This window comes from Nocardioides sp. Root122 (assembly GCF_001425025.1).
GTDB lineage: Bacteria > Actinomycetota > Actinomycetes > Propionibacteriales > Nocardioidaceae > Nocardioides.
This window is the reverse complement of the sequence record NZ_LMDE01000001.1, coordinates 124251-143433: the sequence shown is the minus strand read 5'-3', so window position 1 is coordinate 143433 and position 19183 is coordinate 124251. Positions and strand designations below refer to the sequence as shown.

18 protein-coding genes are annotated in these 19183 nt (G+C 72.7%); 5 read left to right on the top strand and 13 right to left on the bottom strand.

The annotated features are described in order from the left end of the window. Nucleotide 1: 1 nt before the first annotated feature. The 12 genes from ASC64_RS00680 to ASC64_RS00625 all read right to left on the bottom strand — a co-directional run bounded on the left by ASC64_RS00680 (nt 2) and on the right by ASC64_RS00625 (nt 12720). Nucleotides 2–1036 (bottom strand): LacI family DNA-binding transcriptional regulator, encoded by a 1035-nt coding sequence (locus ASC64_RS00680; RefSeq protein WP_056906222.1) that lies wholly within the window; start codon nt 1034–1036, stop codon nt 2–4. A 10-nt stretch (nt 1037–1046) separates the two neighbouring features. Continuing rightward, nucleotides 1047–2522: a GH1 family beta-glucosidase gene (locus tag ASC64_RS00675; RefSeq protein WP_056905600.1), complete on the bottom strand. Its 1476-nt coding sequence runs from the start codon at nt 2520–2522 to the stop codon at nt 1047–1049. Beyond that, nucleotides 2519–3337, bottom strand: coding sequence for a carbohydrate ABC transporter permease (locus ASC64_RS00670; RefSeq protein WP_056905599.1), 819 nt, complete (start codon nt 3335–3337; stop codon nt 2519–2521). The genes ASC64_RS00675 and ASC64_RS00670 overlap by 4 nt, the downstream gene beginning before the upstream one ends. Further along, complete coding sequence (locus ASC64_RS00665) at nt 3334–4338, bottom strand: carbohydrate ABC transporter permease (RefSeq protein ID WP_235563456.1); 1005 nt, start codon at nt 4336–4338, stop codon at nt 3334–3336. Before ASC64_RS00665 ends, ASC64_RS00670 begins: the two co-directional genes overlap by 4 nt. Nucleotides 4339–4372: 34 nt before the next feature. Beyond that, entirely contained in the window at nt 4373–5650 is a 1278-nt protein-coding gene (locus tag ASC64_RS00660) for an ABC transporter substrate-binding protein (RefSeq protein ID WP_056906221.1), read from the bottom strand. A gap of 198 nt (nt 5651–5848) precedes the next feature. Then, nucleotides 5849–6916, bottom strand: coding sequence for an LLM class flavin-dependent oxidoreductase (locus ASC64_RS00655; RefSeq protein ID WP_056905597.1), 1068 nt, complete (start codon nt 6914–6916; stop codon nt 5849–5851). A gap of 14 nt (nt 6917–6930) precedes the next feature. Then, nucleotides 6931–7593 carry an alpha/beta hydrolase gene (locus tag ASC64_RS00650; RefSeq protein WP_056905596.1) on the bottom strand — a complete coding sequence of 221 codons (663 nt, stop codon included), beginning with the start codon at nt 7591–7593 and terminating at the stop codon, nt 6931–6933. A 58-nt stretch (nt 7594–7651) separates the two neighbouring features. After that, nucleotides 7652–9094, bottom strand: coding sequence for a flavin-containing monooxygenase (locus tag ASC64_RS00645; RefSeq protein ID WP_056905595.1), 1443 nt, complete (start codon nt 9092–9094; stop codon nt 7652–7654). A gap of 49 nt (nt 9095–9143) precedes the next feature. Beyond that, nucleotides 9144–9581 (bottom strand): pyridoxamine 5'-phosphate oxidase family protein, encoded by a 438-nt coding sequence (locus tag ASC64_RS00640; RefSeq protein ID WP_056905594.1) that lies wholly within the window; start codon nt 9579–9581, stop codon nt 9144–9146. Nucleotides 9582–9634: 53 nt separating this feature from the next. Further along, complete coding sequence (locus ASC64_RS00635) at nt 9635–10369, bottom strand: glutamine amidotransferase (RefSeq protein ID WP_056905593.1); 735 nt, start codon at nt 10367–10369, stop codon at nt 9635–9637. Between the two features lie 4 nt (nt 10370–10373). Continuing rightward, nucleotides 10374–11522: a CaiB/BaiF CoA transferase family protein gene (locus ASC64_RS00630; RefSeq protein WP_056905592.1), complete on the bottom strand. Its 1149-nt coding sequence runs from the start codon at nt 11520–11522 to the stop codon at nt 10374–10376. A gap of 25 nt (nt 11523–11547) precedes the next feature. After that, complete coding sequence (locus ASC64_RS00625; protein WP_056905591.1) at nt 11548–12720, bottom strand: trans-sulfuration enzyme family protein; 1173 nt, start codon at nt 12718–12720, stop codon at nt 11548–11550. Between the two features lie 95 nt (nt 12721–12815). On the opposite strand from ASC64_RS00625, the gene ASC64_RS00620 reads away from it, so the two are divergent. The 3 genes from ASC64_RS00620 to ASC64_RS00610 are packed head-to-tail and all read left to right on the top strand — an operon-like array spanning nt 12816 to nt 15964. Further along, complete coding sequence (locus ASC64_RS00620; protein WP_056905590.1) at nt 12816–13298, top strand: Lrp/AsnC family transcriptional regulator; 483 nt, start codon at nt 12816–12818, stop codon at nt 13296–13298. 48 nt (nt 13299–13346) lie between these two features. Continuing rightward, complete coding sequence (locus ASC64_RS00615) at nt 13347–13952, top strand: PadR family transcriptional regulator (RefSeq protein WP_056905589.1); 606 nt, start codon at nt 13347–13349, stop codon at nt 13950–13952. Further along, nucleotides 13952–15964, top strand: coding sequence for an NADPH-dependent 2,4-dienoyl-CoA reductase (locus ASC64_RS00610; RefSeq protein ID WP_056906220.1), 2013 nt, complete (start codon nt 13952–13954; stop codon nt 15962–15964). Before ASC64_RS00615 ends, ASC64_RS00610 begins: the two co-directional genes overlap by 1 nt. A 15-nt stretch (nt 15965–15979) precedes the next feature. Here the strand turns inward: ASC64_RS00610 and ASC64_RS00605 are convergent, their stop codons facing one another. Then, the gene (locus tag ASC64_RS00605) at nt 15980–16462 is read right to left on the bottom strand and encodes a CBS domain-containing protein (RefSeq protein ID WP_056905588.1); all 483 of its coding nucleotides are present in this window, start codon (nt 16460–16462) and stop codon (nt 15980–15982) included. A gap of 150 nt (nt 16463–16612) precedes the next feature. Here ASC64_RS00605 and ASC64_RS00600 point away from each other — a divergent pair, with 150 nt between their 5' ends. Then, the gene (locus tag ASC64_RS00600) at nt 16613–18298 is read left to right on the top strand and encodes a long-chain-fatty-acid--CoA ligase (RefSeq protein WP_056905587.1); all 1686 of its coding nucleotides are present in this window, start codon (nt 16613–16615) and stop codon (nt 18296–18298) included. A 40-nt stretch (nt 18299–18338) separates the two neighbouring features. Beyond that, nucleotides 18339–19145 carry an alpha/beta fold hydrolase gene (locus ASC64_RS00595; RefSeq protein ID WP_056905586.1) on the top strand — a complete coding sequence of 269 codons (807 nt, stop codon included), beginning with the start codon at nt 18339–18341 and terminating at the stop codon, nt 19143–19145. Nucleotides 19146–19183 lie beyond the last annotated feature (38 nt).

Sequence of the window (19183 nt, the reverse complement as noted above, 5' to 3'; positions counted from 1 at the left end):
CTCAGGCGCTGACGCGCCGCACGAGCGTCGGCGGGATGATCAGGCGGACGGGGTGGCTGCCGTCGACGCCGTCGACCCGCTCGAGGAGCAGGCGCGTCGCGCGCTCGGCCATCTCGTCGACCGGCTGGCGCACGGTGGTCAACGGCGGCGCGGTGCGCTCGGCGACCCCGAGGTCGTCGTAGCCCACGACCGCGATGTCGTCGGGGATGCGTCGCCCCATCTCGGCCAGCACCCGCAGCGCGCCGACGGCCATCAGGTCGGAGGCGACGACCAGGCCGTCGAGGTCGGGGTGGCGCTCCATCAGCGCACGGGCGGCGGCCTCGCCGCTGCGCTCGGTGAAGTCGCCGTGCTCGACCGCGTCGGCCGACAGCCCGGCCGCGGCCATCGCCTGGCGCCAGCCGGCGAGCCGGTCCTCCGCCGCGGTCATGTCGGTCGGTCCGGCGATCGTGCCGATGCGCGCGCAACCCCGGGCGATCAGCAGCTCGGTGGCCTCCCGCTCCCCGCCGGTGTTGTCGGTGTCGACGTAGGCCACCCGGTCGCCACCGGTCCACGGCCGGCCGCCGAAGACGCAGGGCAGCCCGATGTCGGCGAGGTGCTCGGCGAGCCGGTCGTCGCGGTGGTGGGAGGTGACCAGCGCGCCGTCGACGTGCCGGTTGGTGAGGTAGCGCAGGGTCCGCGCCGTCGACGCGCCCGGGCGCGCGAGCAGCAGCACGAGCTGGATGTCGCGCTCGGCGAGCACGCGGTTGACGCCGCGCAGCGTGCCGGCGAAGAACGGGTCGGAGAAGACCCGGTCGTCGGGCTCCGGCACGACCACCGCGATCGAGTCCGTACGCCGGGTGACCAGGCTCCGGGCCGCCGGGTTCGGGACGTAGCCGAGCTCGCGCACCGCCAGGTCGACGGCGGACTGGGCGCGGGCGCTGACCCGCTGGCCTCCGTTGATGGCACGCGAGGCGGTGGCGCGCGAGACCCCGGCGACGCGGGCCACCTCGTCCAGGGTGGGGGTCCCGGAGCCGAGGGGGGTCCGCTGGGGGGTCACGCGCGCCACGTTAGTGGGCCGAGCCCTCGGTCGTCGGCAGCGTGCCGGTGCGCGACACCTCGGCGTACCACCGGGCGCTCGACTTGGGGATCCGCTGCTGGGTCTCGTAGTCGACGTAGACCAGGCCGAACCGCTTGGCGTAGCCGAAGGCCCACTCGAAGTTGTCGCAGAACGACCACTGGAAGAAGCCGCGCACGTCGACGCCCTCCTCGACCGCGCGGTGGACGGCGCGGAGGTAGGCGTCGAGGAACGCGATGCGGTCGGGGTCGTGCACCTCGCCGTCGGCGCCGGGCCGGTCGGCGAAGGCCGCACCGGTCTCGGTGAGGTAGATCGGCAGGTGCGGGTAGTCGTCGTGCAGGCGGCGCAGCAGGCGGTGGAGCCCCTCGGGCTGGATCTCCCAGCCCATGTCGGTCACCGGCAGCCCGCGGCTCGGGAAGGTGACGTGCTCCGAGCCGACGAACGGCGACAGCGCGACCCGGTCGGGGTGGTCGGCGCCGATGCCGACGACGTCGGTGCGCGGGTGCCCCGAGACCTCGTTGCCGTGGTAGTAGTTCACGCCCAGGACGTCGATCGGCGTCGAGGTCGCGGCCAGGTCGCCGTCGCGCACGACGTCGTACCAGGGGCGGCCCTGCCACTCGAGGTGTGCGGTGTCCTCGAGCAGGTCGGCCGGGTAGGAGCCCCGGAAGACCGGGTCGAGGAAGAGCCGGTTGTGCAGGGCGTCGATGCGCCGCGCGGCGTCGACGTCGACCGGGTCGTTCGGGTCGCTCGGGTCGGGCACCGTGAGGTTGAGGCTCAGCCCGAACCGGACGTCGTCGCCGCGGCTGCGGAGCTCCTCGGTCGCCAGCCCGTGGGCGAGCAGCAGGTGGTGCGCGGCGACCAGGCCGGCCGCACCCTCCTGGCGTCCGGGCGCGTGGTGGCCCGCGGTGTAGCCCAGGAGCGAGGAGCAGAACGGCTCGTTGAGCGTCGTCCACGTCGGCACCCGGTCGCCCAGCACGTCGTAGACCGCGGTGGCGTAGTCGACGAAGCGGTGCGCGGTGTCCCGGCTGGTCCAGCCGCCCGCGTCCTCGAGCACCTGCGGCAGGTCCCAGTGGTAGAGCGTGAGCCACGGCGCGATGCCGTGGGAGAGGAGCTCGTCGACCAGCCGGTCGTAGAACGCGAGGCCGGCCGGGTTGACCGGCCCCGCGTCGGGCCGCACCCGCGGCCACGCCACCGAGAAGCGGTACGACGTGGCGCCGAGGTCGGCGAGGAGGCCCACGTCGGCCGGCATCCGGTGGTAGTGGTCGCAGGCGACCTCGCCGGTGTCCCCGCCGAGGATGGCTCCGGGGACCCGGGAGAACGTGTCCCAGATGGAGGGGGTCCGCCCGTCCTCGGCGACCGCACCCTCGATCTGGTAGGACGCGGTCGCCATGCCCCACACGAAGTCGCGCGGGAACCGCGCCTCGCCGTGGGTCACGTCGGCCGTCTCCGGCTTGCTCTGCACACTCATCCCTTGACTGCTCCTTGCATGATGCCGGACACGAGCTGGCGGCCGGCGACGACGAACAAGACGAGGAGCGGGACGGTGGCCAGGAGCGTCCCGGCCAGGACCATGCTGAAGTCCTTGAAGTACCCGCTCTGGAGTTGGTTGAGGGCCACCTGGATCGTGGGGTTGTCGGGCGGAAGCGCGATCAGGGGCCAGAAGAAGTCGGTCCACACCTGCATGAAGGTGAACAGCCACAGGATGGCCGCGGCCGGTCGCGCCGCCGGGACGGCGACCGCCACGAAGGTGCGGATCTGCGAGCACCCGTCCATGCGGGCGGCCTCGATCAGCTCGTCGGGCACGGCGTCGACGAGGTACTGCCGCATGAAGAACACGCCGAACGCCGTGACCAGCCAGGGCAGGATCACCGAGAAGGTGCTGCCCGCCCAGCCGAGCTTGGACATCAGGATGAACAGCGGGACCACGCCGAGCTGGGTCGGGACGGCCATCGTCGCGATGACGAAGACCAGGAGCGGCCCGTTGCCGCGGAAGCGGAGCTTGGCGAAGGCGTAGCCGGCGAGCGTGCAGAAGAAGACGACGGAGCACGCGGCCACCGACGAGACGAGCAGGCTGTTGCCCAGCGCCTTCCAGAACGGGATCGAGTCCATCGCCCGCTGCGCGTTGGCCAGGAAGTGGCCTCCGGGCAGGGGCGGAGGGGTGCCCTGGGCCGCGACCTCCTTGGTCTGCGAACCGAGCAGGAAGGACCAGTAGAGCGGGGCCGCGGAGCCGAGCGCGAACGCGGCCAGCAGGCCGTAGACGAGGAACCCGGGCCGGCGACTCATCGGTCACCGCCGAGGGAGCCGATGCGGCGGATCAGGATCAGGTTGACCACCGCGAAGAGGCAGATGACCAGGAAGAGCAGCCAGGCCGTCGCGGAGGCTCGTCCGAGGTCGCGCAGCTGCCAGCCGAAGTCGTAGACCAGCATCGTGATCGTGCCGAACTGCCGGTCGCTGCCGCCGTTGCGGGTGGTGGTCTCGTCGAAGAGCCGGGGCTCGGCGAAGATCTGGAGTCCGCCGATGGTGGAGGTGATGATGACGAAGATCATCGTCGGGCGGATCATCGGGACGGTGATCGAGACGAACTGGCGCACCCGCCCCGCGCCGTCGATCGACGCCGACTCGTAGAGGTCGCGCGGCACGGCCTGCATCGCCGCCAGGAAGATCAGCGCGTTGTAGCCCGTCCATCGCCAGTTGACCATGCTGGCGATGGCCACGTGGCTGGCGAGGCGGTTGGTGTGCCAGGCGATGTTGTCGATCCCCACCGCGCCCAGGACCTGGTTGACCAGGCCGTAGCGGTCGCCGAACAGGCTCCCGAAGATGATCGCCACCGCGACGGGGGAGACCACGAAGGGCAGCAGGACGCTCATCCGCCACACGGTGCGCCCACGCAGCTGGTTGTCGAGCAGGCCGGCGAGCGCCAGGGCGATCAGGATCTGGGGGATCGAGGAGATGAGGAAGATGCTGATCGTGTTGACCAGCTGCTTGGTGAAGTAGGGGTTGTCGAGCACCTCGCGGTAGTTGGCCAGGCCGACGAAGTCGCCCTTGCCCCCCAGCAGGCTCCAGTCGTGGACCGAGACCCACGCGGTGTAGCCGAGCGGGAACATGCCGATGACGAGGAAGAGCAGGAAGAACGGCGCGATGTAGAGGTAGGGCGAGAGCCGGTAGTCGATCCGGTGCAGCCGCTGCCGCCAGGGCGGGGTGGCGGGGCGGCCGGGTCGGTCGCCCCGCCGGGGCGGCGACATCTCCTCGATGTCGCCACCCCGGATGGGGAGTTGTGTGCTCACGTCGCGCCGTTCGCTCGTGGAGTGGACAGGACGTTCAGCCGAGCGCCTCGACGTCTGCCAGGAACTGCTCCCACGACGCGTCGGGGTCCTTCGAGCCGTCGTCGACACGCGTGACCGCCGCCTGGAAGGCCGTCAGGATGTCCGAGTACTTCGGACCCTTGAAGGGCTGCACCGTGATGGCTGCGGCGCGGTCAGCGGTGATCGTGCCGATCGGCGCATCGTTGAAGAACGGGTTGACGGCCTCGGCGACCTCCGGGGAGTCCTGGGCCTCGACCTGGCTGGGGAACGCGCCCACCGCCTTGAAGGCCTTGGCCTGCTGCTCGGGAGCGGTCAGCCACGCGGCGACCTCCTTGGCCTCGTCGGGGTGCTTGCCCTGGGCGGGGACGGTGAGGAACGAGCCGCCCCAGTTGCCGCCGCCACCCGGGAACACGTTGGCGATGTCCCAGCCGTCGACGCCCTCGGAGTTGCCCTCGATGATGCCCATCATCCAGCCCGGGCACGCCATCGTGGCGAAGCCGTCGTTCTGGAACTGGGCCGTCCAGTCGTCGCCCCACTGGGCGATCCTGGAGGACAGGCCGCGGTCCACGTTGCCGGTCACCGTCTTGTAGACGGCCTCGAGCTCGGGGTTCTCCACGTCGACCGTCGCGTCGTCGGTCTCGAAGGGGTTCGCGACCTGGTTGAGCATCGCCTGGGCGAGACCGCCGGACGAGTCGTACCAGGCGGTGTCGGGCATCGCCTTGACGAACGTGTCACCGGTGGCGAAGTAGTCGTCCCAGGTGCCCATCAGCTTGGCGACCTCGTCGCGGTCGGTGGGGAGACCGGCCCTCTTGAACAGGTCGGCCCGGTAGCAGATGCCCTCGGGGCCGACGTCCGTGCCGTAGCCGATCATCTGGCCGTCGGAGTTGGTGCCGGCCGCGGCCTTCCAGTCCAGCCACCGCCCGTCGAGCTCGGGATCGGTGAGGTCGACGAAGGCGTCGCTCTCGGCCATGATCGCCGGCATCGCGTCGCCCTCGATGGCCTCCACGTCGGACAGGCCGGAGCCCGCCGCCAGCTTGGTGAAGAGGTTGGCCTTGGCGTCGTCCCAGGTGCCGACCTTCACCTGCTTGATCTTGATGTCGTCGTGGGAGGCGTTCCACTCGTCGATGAGGCCTTCGTAGCCGAACTCGTTGAACGTCGCCACGCTGATCGTGGTCGTGCCGTCCGAGCTGGCGTCGTCGTCGCCGCCGCCGCACGCGGCCGCGGTCGAGGCGAGGGTGAGCGCCAAGAGCGCGCTCGTGGCGAGTCGCACCCGCCGGGTCTTCCGTGTCTGCACCACTGCACTCCTGCCGTCCTGCGAAGCGCCGGACGGGGTGTCCGGCCTGGAGATGGACGGTGAGCGTGGTGTGAGAGCGCTTCCACTTCCGTCCGTGCATCACTATGACCGGGGTCACATCACGTGTCAATGACCAGCAGGATTGTCACGTTCAAGTGCTTGGGAGCGCTTCCACAAATGGGGCAGATGTCTGGACCGTCAGTCCTGGGCGAGGAGCGCGCGGACGCGCGGGATCACCTCTTCGCCGTAGAGCCGGACCGACTCCATCCGCTGCTCGTGCGGCAGCTGGCCGACCGAGTACTTCAGCTGGAAGCGCGAGAGCCCGAGCGCGCGGACCGCCCAGGCGATCTTGGCGGCGACGGTGTCGGGCGAGCCGACGAAGAGCGCGCCCTTGGGCGAGGCGCCCTGCTCGAAGGCGGTGCGGCTGTAGGGGCCCCAGCCGCGCTCGCGGCCCAGGCGGGTGAAGAGCTCGGCCTGGTGGGGGTAGAGCTGCTCCTTGGCCTCCTCGTCGGTGGCGGCGACGTGACCGGGCGAGTGCATGCCGACCGGCAGCTCGCCGTGGCCGTACTGCGCCAGCGCCCGGCGGTAGAGGTCGGCGAACTGCACGAACCCCTCGGGGGAACCCCCGATCACCGCGAGCACCAGCGGCATCGCGTACTTCGCGGCCCGCACCACCGACTCGGGGGTGCCCCCGACGGCGATCCACGCCGGCAGCCGGCCGGCGGCGGTCGTCGGGTAGACCCGCGTGCCCTCGAGCGGGGGCCGGATCGTGCCCTCCCAGCTCACCGGGCCCTCGGACTGGAGCGCGGCGAAGAGGTCAAGCTTCTCGGCGAACAGCCGGTCGTAGTCCTGGAGATCGAGGCCGAAGAGCGCGAACGACTCGATGAAGGAGCCGCGCCCCAGCTGCACCTCCGCACGCCCGCCGGAGACGGCGTCGAGGGTGGCGAAGCGCTGGTAGACCCGGATCGGGTCGTCGCTCGAGAGCACCGTCACCCCCGTGCCGAGACGGATCCGCTCGGTCTGCCCGGCGATCGCGGCCAGCACCACGTCGGGTGCGGAGATGGCGTAGTCGGGGCGGTGGTGCTCACCGATCCCGATGTAGTCGACGCCGACCCGGTCGGCGAGCGCCGCCTCGGCGACGACCTCACGGATCGTCGCGGGGTGGTTGCCCGGGGCTGCGCCGACGGGCGCGTCACCGAAGGTGTCGAGGCCGAACGAGGGGTGCTCGCGCGTGCCGAGGACGTCGAAGGACTCGTCGCGGGTCATCTCGTGATCCTCCCTCAGGCCTCGGTGCGCACGCGCGCGGCGAGCCACTCGGACAGCTCGGCGACGGTCTCCGCGGACAGCGCGTGCCCGCCGGGGTCGCGCCGCGACGTCAGCGTCGCGCCGGACTCGTCGTGCAGCCAGGACCAGGTGCGGGCCTGCAGCTCGAGCGGGATGACGGCGTCGGCATCACCGTGGGTGAGGAAGACCGACGAGCCGGCGAGCCGGCCGGCGGAGACGTCGACGCCGGCGTCCTCGAATGGCAGCGTGCCGTGCAGGACCGCGGTGCCGGCCAGGCGTGCGGGGTCGTCGAGCAGGACGCCCCCGGCGAAGGCCGCGCCGCCGCTGAAGCCGACGAGCACGACGGGACGGCCCTGCGGTGCGACCTCGTCGAGCCAGGAGCGGAACCACGCGGTCGTCGCGGCCAGCGACTCGGGCAGCGGCCGGCCGATCCCCCGGTTGGCGAACCAGGCGTAGCCGCCGCCCTCCCCGATCGGCGCCCGCACGGCGGCGTACGACGCTGCGGAGGGGCCGGGCAGGTGGTCGGCGAGCCCGAGGATCGATCGCTCGTCGGCACCGCGGCCGTGGAGCAGCACCACGAGCGGGAGGTCCGGGCGGTCGGCGCCACCGGCCCAGGCGACGACGGGATCGGGGAACGGGTGGGCGGACGAGCTGGGCATGGGGACCTCCGGACGATGTGGTTGAACAGTCAACCAGATCGGAGCCGTCGTGATTCCCTCACCGGAAGGACAGGACGCCGTCCTCGATCTTCCCGTGCCGCAGCGTGCGGGAGTCGTGGAGGTAGTTCTGCCGCAGCAGCCACGGCGCGACGTCGCCCTGGCGCGGCAGGGTGTGGATCACCCGCTGGACGTAGCCGGCGTCGAAGTCCATCAGCGGCACCTCGCCCACGGACGGGTCGCGCACGGGCACCACGCTGCGCGCGCCGGTCGTGCGCAGGTGCGTCAGCAGGCGGACGACGTACTCCGCGACGAGGTCGGCCTTCAGCGTCCAGGACGCGTTGGTGTAGCCGATGGTGAAGGCGAAGTTGGGCACGCCGCTCAGCATCATCGCGCGGTAGGCCATCGTCTCGTGGGGCTTGACCACCGCACCGTCCACGACGAGCTCGGCACCGCCGAAGACCCGCAGGTTGAGCCCCGTCGCGGTGACGATGACGTCCGCCTCGAGGTGCTCGCCCGACTCCAGCTCGATGCCGGTCTCGGTGAAGGTGCGGATCCGGTCCGTGACCACGTCGGCCTCCCCGCGGCGGATCGCGTGGAACAGGTCGCCGTCGGGCACCAGGCACAGCCGCTGGTCCCACGGGTCGTAGGTCGGCCTGAAGTGCGTGTCGACCGCGTAGCCCTCGGGCAGCAGCTTCACGTTGGCGGCGCGGACCAGGCGGCGCACGAGCCCCGGACGACGCCGGCTCAGCTGGAAGAGCGCGGTCGCGACGCCGATGTTCTTGGCGCGCACGAGGGGGTAGGACAGCCGGTCGCCCAGCACCCGGCGGGCCCGACGCGCGAACCCGTCCTCCGCGGGGAGCGGGAGGACGTAGGTCGGCGAGCGCTGGAGCATCGTCACGTGGGCGGCGCCGCCGGCGGCCAGCGCCGGGACCAGCGTCACCGCGGTCGCCCCGGAGCCGATGACCACGACCCGCTTGCCGGTGTGGTCGAGGTCCTCGGGCCAGTGCTGCGGGTGGACGACGGGGCCGCCGAACCGCTCCTGGCCCTCGAAGCGCGGGGCGTAGCCCTGGTCGTAGTCGTAGTAGCCGCTGCACGCCCAGAGGAAGTCGGCGGTGAGCCGCCTGGTCTCGCCGTCGACCTCGGCGGTCACCGTCCAGCGCGCGGTGGCGCTGTCCCAGGCGGCCGAGGTCACGTGGTGGCCGTAGCGGATGTGGCGGTCGACGCCGTAGGCCTGCGCGGTCTCGCGGACGTAGCGCAGGATCGAGGCGCCGTCGGCGAGCGAGGTGGTGCCGCGCCACGGGCGGAAGCGGTAGCCGAGGGTGAACATGTCCGAGTCCGAGCGGACGCCGGGGTAGCGGAACAGGTCCCACGTGCCGCCACTGGCCCCGCGCCGCTCGAGGACGGCGTACGACGTCGCGGGCAGGTCCTTGGCCAGGTGCGCGGCGGCGCCGATGCCGGAGAGCCCGGCGCCGATGATCAGCACGTCGACGTGGTCGGTCACGTTCTGAGACTAGGCGATCCCCGGGCGCGGTGTAACTCGCAGTTGCACGTCACTCCGGGATCATGTGCCGCCACGGGCGCGAGAGCTCGAAGCGGCGACCGCTGATCTCGGCGACCTCGAGCTCCACGACGTTGTACTTCAGGGTGGGGACCCAGGGCCGGAGCGGGAGGTCCTCGGCGCGGTGCTCCTCGTGCTCGTCCAGCACCCGCGCGCGGCCACGGAGGATGACGCTGGTGGCGGTGTCCTCATCGAGCTCGTCGGCCTCGAAGGCCACGTCGGCGTTCATGATCATGCCGATGAGCTTGGATCCCTCGGCAGTGCGGAACAGCAGCGTACGACGGTCGGCGTCCGGGTCGTGCTCGACCGCGTAGTTGACCGGCACGATGTGCACCTCCTCGAGGAGGTGGTAGGCCAGCCGCCCGAGCTCCTGGTGGCCGAGGAAGGCCCAGCACTCCTCGGTGCTCATCGCGGTGATCGGCTCGTCCATGACACGACGCTAGGCGGGCGGGCTCGGCCGCCGTAGGGCCGAACGTCCCGACCTCAGCCCCGGGCGTACAGCTCGACGAACCTCGCGAGCAGCCGGACCGGCTCGGTCACCATCGCCTCGCGCGCAGCCGCCTTGAGGGACTCGCGCTCGTGCGGCTCGTAGTAGCCGTGCGCGCCGTAGGCGTCGATGCGGTCGCAGATGGCGACCGCGTCGAGCTCGGGGTGGAACTGCGTGGCGTAGACGTTGCGCCCGAGCCGGAAGGCGTGGACCGGGCACGTCTCCGTGGAGGCGAGCAGGACCGCCCCCTCGGGCAGCCGGGACACGGCCTCCTTGTGGCCGAGGTAGGCCGCGAACTCGGCCGGCAGCACCCCGAACAGCGGGTCGACCCGCCCGTCCGCGGTGAGGGTGACCGGCAGCGCGCCGATGGGCTCGCCGAAGGTGCGGTCGACGACCCCGCCACCCAGACCGCCGAGCACGCCGATGCCGTAGCAGGCGCCGAGGAACGGGAAGTCCGCGGCGATGACCCGCTCGGCGAGCACGCGCAGGTCGGCCTCGGCCCGGCGCTGGGCCGGGGACTTCGCGTCCTCGGGGTCCGATGCGTTGAAGGGGCCACCGCCCAGGACGATGCCCGACCAGTCGGCGAGGTCGACCTCGCCGAGGGAGCGCTGCTCGAGGCGGACCCGGACCAGCTCGTCGGCGTGCAGGCCGCATCCCGCCAGCACGGCGTCGTACTCCTGCTGCGCGACGTCGTCCTCGGCGCGGGTGCCGAGGAAGAGGAAGGGGCGCACGGGGTCAGGCTTGCACGGCGGCGCCGGAGTGGAGCAGCGCGTCCACGTCGTCGACGCCCCAGGCGGCGAGCGCCTCGCGGGTGTGCTCGCCGGGCTGCGCGGGCGGGCGGCCGAGGGTCGGGGCGGTCCGCGAGAACCGCGGGGCGGGCGCCGGCTGGGTGACACCGTCGGCTGCGACGAAGGTGCCCCGCGCGGCGAGGTGCGGGTGGTCCGGGGCATCGGCCAGCGGCACCACGGGCGCGACGCAGGCATCGGTGCCGTCGAAGACCTCGGCCCACTCGGCCTGCGTCCTCTCCTTGAACCGGGCGGTCAAGGCCTCGCGGATGGCGCGGAGGTTGGCGGGGTCGTCGCGGTCGGGCAGCTCGATCCCGATCCGGGCGACCAGCTCGGCCCAGAACTGCGGCTCGAGCGCACCGACGCTCACGTGCCGACCGTCCGAGGTCTCGTAGAGGTCGTACCAGGGAGTGCCCCCGTCGAGGAGCCCCGAGCGGCGCCGGCCGGAGTCGAGCCCGAGCGCGGCGAAGGTGGACGTCATCGCGTTGAGGTGGGCGGTGCCGTCGACGATCGCCGCGTCGACGACCTGACCGCGGCCGCTGGTGCGCGCCTCGAGAAGCGCGGCGAGCACGCCGATCACGAGGTACGTCGACCCGCCCCCGAAGTCGCCGAGGAGGTTGCTCGGGAAGTGCGGGCGCTCGCGGTCCTGGCCGAGGCCGTGGAGGGCGCCGCTGATCGCGATGTAGTTCATGTCGTGCCCGGCGACCTGGCTCCACGGCCCGTCCTGGCCCCACCCGGTCATCCGCCCGAAGACGAGTCGCGGGTTGCGCGCCCAGCAGTCCTCCGGACCGAGCCCCAGCCGCTCGACCGCGCCGGGCCGCATCCCCTCGACCAGCACGTCGGCCCGCTCGACCAGGTCGAGCACGGCGGCGACGGCCTCGGGGCGCTTGAGGTCGAGCGCGACGCTCGGGCGACCGCGGTTGAGCAGGTCCTTGCCGCCGGCGGACAGCGGGTTGCCGCCCGGCCGGTCCACGCGGATCACGTCGGCACCGAGGTCGGCCAGCACCATGCACGCGTGCGGCCCGGGCCCGATCCCGGCGATCTCCACCACCTTCACGCCCCGCAGCGGCCCGGTCCCCTGCCCCAGCTCGTACGTCATGCGAGGGATCATGACACCGCCGCTGTCAGGGTCGCGAGGCCCCGTCCAGCGCCCGGCCGAGGTCGGCGCACAGGTCCTCGGGGTCCTCGAGGCCGATCGAGAGGCGCAGGACGTCGGCGCCGGGCCTCGCCTCGGGGGCCACCGGCCGGTGGGTCAGCGCGGCCGGGTGCTGGACCAGCGAGTCCACACCCCCCAGCGAGACCGCATGGGTGAAGAGGCCGACCGCCTCGGTCACCCGCGACGCGGCGTCGTAGCCGCCCTCGACGCGGAACGCGAGCATCGCGCCCGGACCGCGCATCTGGCGACCCACGAGCCCGAGCGGGTCGCACTCGGCGAGGCCCGGCCAGAAGACCTCGCGCACGGCGGGGTGCGAGGCCAGCCAGGCGGCGACCTTGCCGGCGCCCTCCTGCTGGGCACGCACCCGCAGCGGCAGCGTGGCCAGGCCGCGGTGGAGGAGGTAGGCGCCCATCGGGTGCAGGAGCGCGCCGGTGACGGCGCGGACGCGGCGCAGCGCGGCGGCCCAGTCCTGCGAGCAGGCGACGACGCCGCCCATCGCGTCGCCGTGGCCGCCGAGGTACTTCGTGGCGCTGTGCAGGACCAGCGCCGCGCCGTGGTCGGCGGGGTTCTGCAGGACCGGGGTGGCGAAGGTGTTGTCGACCAGCACCGGCACCGCGCCGGCGGCCGCCACGACGGCGTCGAGGTCGACGAGCTCGAGGGTCGGGTTCGCGGGGGTCTCCAGGACGACCAGGCAGGTGTCGGGGCGTACGACGGCCGCCACCTCGTGCGGCGCGCAGTAGGTGGTCTCCACCCCCAGCATCCCGGAGGCGAGCAGGTGGTCGGTGCCCCCGTAGAGCGGGCGCACGGCGACGACGTGGCGTCCCGCTCCCTCCGCGACAGCGGCCAGCACCGCGCCCGTCACCGCGGCCATCCCCGTCGAGAACGCGACCGCCTCGTCGGTGTGCTCGAGCCGGGCGAGAGCCTCCTCGAAGCGCGCGACGGTCGGGTTCCACAGCCGCTGGTAGACCATGCCGCCGTCGGCCGGGTGGCCGCCGGTGGCCATCGACTCGTAGGACTCCCCGCCCGCGTCGATGCTGGGCAGCGGGTTGGTCGTGGAGAGGTCGAGCGGGAGCGCGTGGACGCCGAGCGCGCCCAGGCCGGCGCGGCCGGCGTGGACGGCGAGCGTGTCGAGGTTGGTCACGGCGCCACCGTCGCGGAATCCTCGACGGTCGGCAATACACTCCGAACATCTGCTGCTGGTTTCGCGTTCATGCCGAAGATCACGAGGATCGTGCCATGTCTCCTAGTCCCCCGTCGGCGGATCCTGCGCCCCTCGACGCGCTCGACCGTCGGCTGCTCACCGAGCTCGCCGCGGACGGACGGATCACCAACGCGGCGCTCGCCAAGCGGCTCGGCATCGCCGAGTCGACCTGCCTGCAACGGGTCCGGTCGCTGCGGGACCGAGGCGTCGTGCGCGGCATCCACGCCGACGTCGATCTCGCCGCCCTCGGCTTCCCGATCCAGGCAGTGATCAAGGTGCGCCTCGGCAGCCACAACCGGGACCACGTCGCGAGCTTCCTCGAGGTCCTCGCGCACGTGCCGGGGGTGCTCCGCATCCTGCACGTCGGCGGCGAGGACGACTACCTGCTCCACGTCGCGGTCTCCTCGACCACCCAGCTGCGCGACCTCGTGCTCGAGCACCTCAACGTGCACCCGGTCGTCCGCCACACCGAGACCCAGCTGGTCTTCGAGGAGATCGCGGGCGCCGGCGTGCTGTGAGCAGGCCCACCTTGCAACTCGTTGCATAGGTGCGCCAGACTGCCGCCCATGGCCCTCGAGCACGCCCTCCTCGTCGCGCTCAGCGAGCGCCCGGCGAGCGGGCTGGAGCTGACGCGGCGCTTCGAGCGCTCGCTCGGCTTCTTCTGGCAGGCCACCCACCAGCAGATCTACCGCGTCCTCGCCCGGATGGAGGCAGACGGGTGGGTCACGGTCGAGGTGGTCGAGCAGGAGGGGCGGCCGGACAAGCGCGTCCACACGCCGTCGGCCGCGGGGCGCGAGGTGCTGGCCGAGTGGCTGGCCACGCCGATGCCCGTCGAGGCGTTCCGCAGCGAGGTCGCCGTCAAGCTCCGCGGGGCGTCGTACGGCGACCGGGAGACGCTGCTCGACCACCTGGCCGACGCTCGCGCCGACCACGCGCTCCGGCTGGCGTCGTACGAGCGGATGGAGCGCGAGCAGTTCCCCGATCCCGCCGCTCTCGAGCCGGGCGTCCGGGACCGCTGGCTGGTGCTGCGCGGCGGCATCCGGCTCGAGCAGTTCTGGATCGACTGGCTCACCGAGTACCTGACCGCCCACGAGGGTTTCGAGGCTCGCTCCGCTCGCACCTCAACCACCGAGGGCGCTGCTCGAACCTCCACCACCGAGAGAGACCGATGATGACGCACCCCACCTACCCCCACCTCCTCGAGCCGATCACGCTCGGCGCGGGCCCCGACGCGATCACCCTGCGCAACCGCGTCGTGATGGGGTCGATGCACACCGGGCTCGAGGACCACCCGTGGGACATCGACAAGCTCGGCGCCTTCTTCGCCGAGCGCGCCCGCGGCGGCGTGGGCCTGATCATCACCGGCGGCTACGCGCCGACCAAGCGCGGCTGGCTCAAGCCCTTCGCCTCCGAGATGACCAACCGCCTCCACGCGATGCGCCACGAGCGGATCACCGGCGAGGTGCACGACGCGGGGGGCGCGATCGCCCTGCAGGTGCTGCACGCGGGCCGCTACGGCTACCACCCGCTCTCCCAGAGCGCGTCGGACAAGAAGTCGCCCATCACGCCCTTCAGGCCGAGCGCGATGTCGAGCAAGGAGGTCGACCACACCGCGACCGCCTTCGCCAAGAGCGTCGCGCTGGCCCGCAAGGCCGGCTACGACGCCGTCGAGATCATGGGCTCCGAGGGCTATCTCATCAACCAGTTCCTGGCCTCGCGCACCAACGACCGCGACGACCAGTGGGGCGGTTCGGCCGCGCGACGCATGCACTTCGCCGTCGAGGTCGTACGCCGCTCGCGCGAGCTCGTGGGCGCCGACTTCCCGATCATCTACCGCATCTCCCTGCTCGACCTGGTCGAGGGCGGGCAGACCTGGGAGGAGACCGCCGAGCTGGCGCTGCACCTCCAGGCCGCCGGCGTGACGGTCTTCAACACCGGCATCGGCTGGCACGAGGCGCGGGTGCCCACGATCATCACGCAGGTCCCCCGCGGCGCCTGGCGCTCGTACACCGCCCGCCTCAAGCAGGTCGTCGACGTGCCGGTCTGCGCGTCCAACCGGATCAACAGCCCCGAGCTGGCCGAGGACATCCTGGCCGCCGGCGAGGCCGACCTCGTCTCGATGGCACGGCCCCTGCTCGCCGACCCGGCCTTCGTCGCCAAGGCGATGGACGAGCGCGCCGACGAGATCAACACCTGCATCGCCTGCAACCAGGCGTGCCTGGACCACGTGTTCTCCAACGAGCGCGCCTCCTGCCTGGTCAACCCGCGCGCCTGCCACGAGACCGAGCTGGTGCTGATGCCCACGCTCCGCAAGCAGACCGTGGCCGTCGTCGGCGCGGGACCGGCCGGGCTCGCCGCCGCGACGTCCGCCGCCGAGCGCGGCTTCGCGGTGACGCTCTTCGAGAAGGCGCCCGACCTGGGCGGCCAGTTCCGGCTCGCGATGCAGGTGCCCGGCAAGGAGGACTTCGCCGAGACGCTGCGCTACTTCACCCGGCGGCTCGAGGTCCTCGGTGTCGACGTACGCCTGTCGACCGCCGCGTCCGCCGACGACCTCGCCGGCTTCGACCAGGTCGTCGTCGCGACCGGCGTGGAGCCGCGCATCCCCGAGATCCCGGGCATCGACCACCCCAGCGTGGCGTCGTACGCCGACGTGCTGAGCGGCGCGGTCGTCCCGGGCCAGAGGGTGGCGGTGATCGGCGCGGGCGGCATCGGCGTCGACGTCAGCGTCTTCCTCACGCACACCGACGAGGACCTCGACGAGTGGATGGCGCACTGGGGGGTCGGCGACCCGGCCCTCTCCCCGGGAGGCCTGACCGAGGCCAAGCCGCGCACGCCGGCGCGCGAGGTTACCCTCGTCCAGCGCAAGACCACGCCGATCGGCATCGGGCTCGGCAAGACGTCGGGCTGGGCGCACCGTGCGGTGCTCAAGCAGTCGAAGGTCACCCTCGTCAGCGGTGCGACCTACGACCGCATCGACGACGAGGGCCTGCACGTCACCGTCGACGGGGTGGCCCGCGTGATCGAGGCCGACACGGTCGTGGTGTGCGCCGGCCAGGACTCGGTGCGCGACCTCTACGACGGCCTCGGCCGGGAGGCGTACCTGATCGGCGGTGCCGACGTGGCCGCCGAGCTCGATGCCAAGCGGGCGATCAAGCAGGGCACGGAGGTCGTCGCGGCGCTCTGACCGGCACCGGTCGCCTCAGTCCTGCCGCACCACGACCCGGGTCCCGCTCGGGACCACGACGACGTCCTCCTCGTGCGAGGCCACCTCGACGAGCACCTCGAAGAGGTCGCGCATCGAGACGAAGCCGGCGATCGTGTCGCCCTCGACCACCGGCACGTGCCGGACCTGCGCCTCGATCATCCGGCGCGCGGTGTCGAGGATCCGGTCGTCGGGACGGGCGGTGACCAGGTCGGTCGCCATCACGTCCGCGGCCGTCACGTGCTCGGGGTTCGACCCCTGCGCGAGGTGGTGCACGATGTCGCGCTCGGACATCACGCCGGCGAGGTGGCCGTTCTCGACGACACCGACCGCGCCGATGCCGTCGGCTGCCAGCGCCTCGGCGACCTCGAGCAGCGTGGCCTCGCCGGGGACGATGGCCACGGGCCACACCATGACCCGGGCGATCACGTCGGTGGGGTGGATGCTGCGCCTGCTCGTCGTGTACATCGTGGCCTCCATGGTCGTCGTCCTGCTGCTGCCCTCAGCCTCGACCGTCGCGGTCTCCCCCGTCAGGGGCCTAGGTCCCCCGCCGGAGGACCGAACTGCTCCTCCCGGGCGGGGCCGGGGCCGATACGTTGAGCACCGGACCCGCCGAGAGCAAGGAGTGCGATGCCCGACCAGCAGCCCCCGTGGGCCGGCTCCTACGCCCCGGGCGTGCCCCTCCACCTCGACTACGGCGACACCACCGTGCTCGACCTGTGGGAGGGCTCGGTGCAGCGGCACCCTGCCCGACCGGCGCTGGACTTCCTGGGGCGGGTCTCGACCTACGCCGAGGTCGACGAGGAGGTACGCCGCGTGGCCGGCGGTTTGCACGCCCTCGGCGTACGTCCCGGCGACAACGTCGCCCTGGTCATGCCCAACTGCCCGCAGAACGTGATCGCCTTCTTCGCGGTGCTGCGCCTCGGCGCCACCGTCGTGGAGCACAACCCGCTCTACACCGCGGCCGAGCTGCGGCACCCGTTCGTCGACCACGGCGCCCGGGTCGCGATCGTGTGGGACAAGGTGGTGCCGGTCATCGAGGAGCTCGTCGCCGGCTCGGACCTCGAGCACGTGGTCGCCGTCGACATGACCACCCGGCTCCCGTGGCTCAAGCGCCTCGCCCTGCGCCTCCCGATCGCCAAGGCGCGCGCGACGCGCGACCAGCTCACCTCCCCTGCTCCCCAGGTCATGCAGTGGGACGAGCTGGCCTCGGCCGCGCCGATCGAGGAGTCGCACCCCCGCCCCGACCGCGACGACGTGGCGCTGCTGCTCTACACGTCCGGCACGACCGGCGTGCCGAAGGGCGTGCCGCTGCGCCACCGCAACCTCGTCGCGAACGTGCTTCAGGGCCGGGCGTGGGTGCCGGGCCTGAAGGAGGGTGAGGAGTCCTTCCTGGTGGCGCTGCCGCTGTTCCACGCCTACGGCGTGACGGTGAGCGTGCTGCTCGGTGTCGCCCTGGCCGCCAAGCTGGTGCTGCTGCCCAAGCCCGAGATCGGCCTGATCATGGACGCCGTCGCGCGGGAGGTCCCCAGCTTCGTGCCGGCGGTGCCTCCCCTCTACCAGCGGATCGTCGACGAGGCGGAGCGCCGCGACGTCTCGATCCGCGGCATCCGCTACGCCTTGTCCGGCGCCATGCCGCTGCCCGCGCCGCTGGTCGAGCGCTGGGAGGCCGCCACAGGCGGCCTGCTCGTGGAGGGCTACGGGCTCACCGAGACCTCGCCGGTGATCGTCGGCAACCCGATGACCGGGGCGCGCCGCCCGGGCGCGATCGGCGTGCCCTTCCCCGACGTCGAGATCCGCATCGCCGACCCCGACGACCTCGACCGCGAGGTCCCCCTCGGCGAGCGCGGCGAGCTGCTGGTGCGCGGACCGCAGGTCTTCTCCGGCTACCGCAACCTGCCCGAGGAGACGGCAGCCGCCTTCCACGACGGGTGGTTCCGCACCGGTGACGTCGTCACGATGTCCCCCGACGGGTTCCTGACGATCGTGGACCGGATCAAGGAGATCATCATCACCGGCGGGTTCAACGTCTACCCGTCCGAGGTCGAGGCCGTGCTCCGCACGCACGCCGGGGTGGTCGACGTGGCCGTGGTCGGGCTGCCCCACGAGGAGGGCGGCGAGGAGGTGGTCGCCGCCGTGGTGCTCGTCGAGGGCGTGCCGGTGCATCCCGACGAGCTGCGGGCGCACACGCGCCAGTCGCTGACGCCGTACAAGGTGCCGCGCCGGGTCGTCCTCGTGGACGAGCTGCCGACCAACCCGATGGGCAAGGTCCTGCGACGCGAGGTCGCCTCGCAGCTGCACCGCACGCGCGACTGACCCCCGCCACCCCCTCCCCCGGGGGTCGTACAGTCGCCGCATGCCGACTCCTCCGTTCCGCGGGCACCCCCTCCTGGCCGCCACCGGCGTCCGGTCACGCGCGCGGTCACGCTCGGACGTGGGACGACTGGGCCTCCCCAGCGGCCCGCCGGACAACGCCACGGCACTCGGCGAGCTCGGCTCCCTGCTCGGCGGGGTCCGCCTGGTCGGCGCCCTGCCCCGCCTGTCGTCGGCACCGCGTGGCGACGGCCACCTGGTCGTGGACGTCCCGGGGTGGCGGGCGCCCGAGGCGTCCGGGGCACCGCTGCGGGGCTACCTGCGGCGGCTGGGGTACGACGCCCGCGGCTGGGGCTTCGGAACCAACACCGGCGACCCGCGGCGCGACGTCGACCGGCTGTCCGACCGCGTGCTCGAGCTGGTCGAGGCCGCGGGCCGGCCGGCCTCCCTGGTCGGCTGGAGCCTCGGCGGCGTGATCGCCCGCGAGGTCGCCCGTCGCCACCCCGAGGCAGTGCGGCGCGTGATCACCTACGGCACACCGGTCACCGGCGGGCCGCGGCACACGACGGTCGCCCGGGCCTACAACCGCGTAGCCCGCCCCGGCGCCCGCAGGGTCGCCGAGCGGCTCGACCCGACGGCGCCGATCCCGGTGCCGCTGACGATCATGTTCTCCCGCCGCGACGGGATCGTGGCGTGGCAGGCCTGCCTGGACCACACATCCCCGGACGCCGAGCACGTCGAGGTGTCGTCGACCCACATCGGCATGGGCATCGACCCGGACGTCTGGACGGTCGTCGCCGACCGCCTCGCCCGCGGGCCCCGCGCCGTGGACGACGCCCCCTCGGCCTGACGGGCAGGACCTCGGCGAGCCGGACCTCAGGTCCGGCC

Coding starts and splice junctions, on each gene's coding strand:
- ASC64_RS00675 (WP_056905600.1), bottom strand. CDS start 2,522: ATGAGTGTGCAGAGCAAGCCGGAGACGGCCGACGTGACCCACGGCGAG.
- ASC64_RS00595 (WP_056905586.1), top strand. CDS start 18,339: ATGCCGACTCCTCCGTTCCGCGGGCACCCCCTCCTGGCCGCCACCGGC.
- ASC64_RS00630 (WP_056905592.1), bottom strand. CDS start 11,522: ATGACGTACGAGCTGGGGCAGGGGACCGGGCCGCTGCGGGGCGTGAAG.
- ASC64_RS00640 (WP_056905594.1), bottom strand. CDS start 9,581: ATGGACGAGCCGATCACCGCGATGAGCACCGAGGAGTGCTGGGCCTTC.
- ASC64_RS00600 (WP_056905587.1), top strand. CDS start 16,613: ATGCCCGACCAGCAGCCCCCGTGGGCCGGCTCCTACGCCCCGGGCGTG.
- ASC64_RS00655 (WP_056905597.1), bottom strand. CDS start 6,916: ATGACCCGCGACGAGTCCTTCGACGTCCTCGGCACGCGCGAGCACCCC.
- ASC64_RS00610 (WP_056906220.1), top strand. CDS start 13,952: ATGACGCACCCCACCTACCCCCACCTCCTCGAGCCGATCACGCTCGGC.
- ASC64_RS00650 (WP_056905596.1), bottom strand. CDS start 7,593: ATGCCCAGCTCGTCCGCCCACCCGTTCCCCGATCCCGTCGTCGCCTGG.
- ASC64_RS00605 (WP_056905588.1), bottom strand. CDS start 16,462: ATGGAGGCCACGATGTACACGACGAGCAGGCGCAGCATCCACCCCACC.
- ASC64_RS00615 (WP_056905589.1), top strand. CDS start 13,347: ATGGCCCTCGAGCACGCCCTCCTCGTCGCGCTCAGCGAGCGCCCGGCG.
- ASC64_RS00670 (WP_056905599.1), bottom strand. CDS start 3,337: ATGAGTCGCCGGCCCGGGTTCCTCGTCTACGGCCTGCTGGCCGCGTTC.
- ASC64_RS00620 (WP_056905590.1), top strand. CDS start 12,816: ATGTCTCCTAGTCCCCCGTCGGCGGATCCTGCGCCCCTCGACGCGCTC.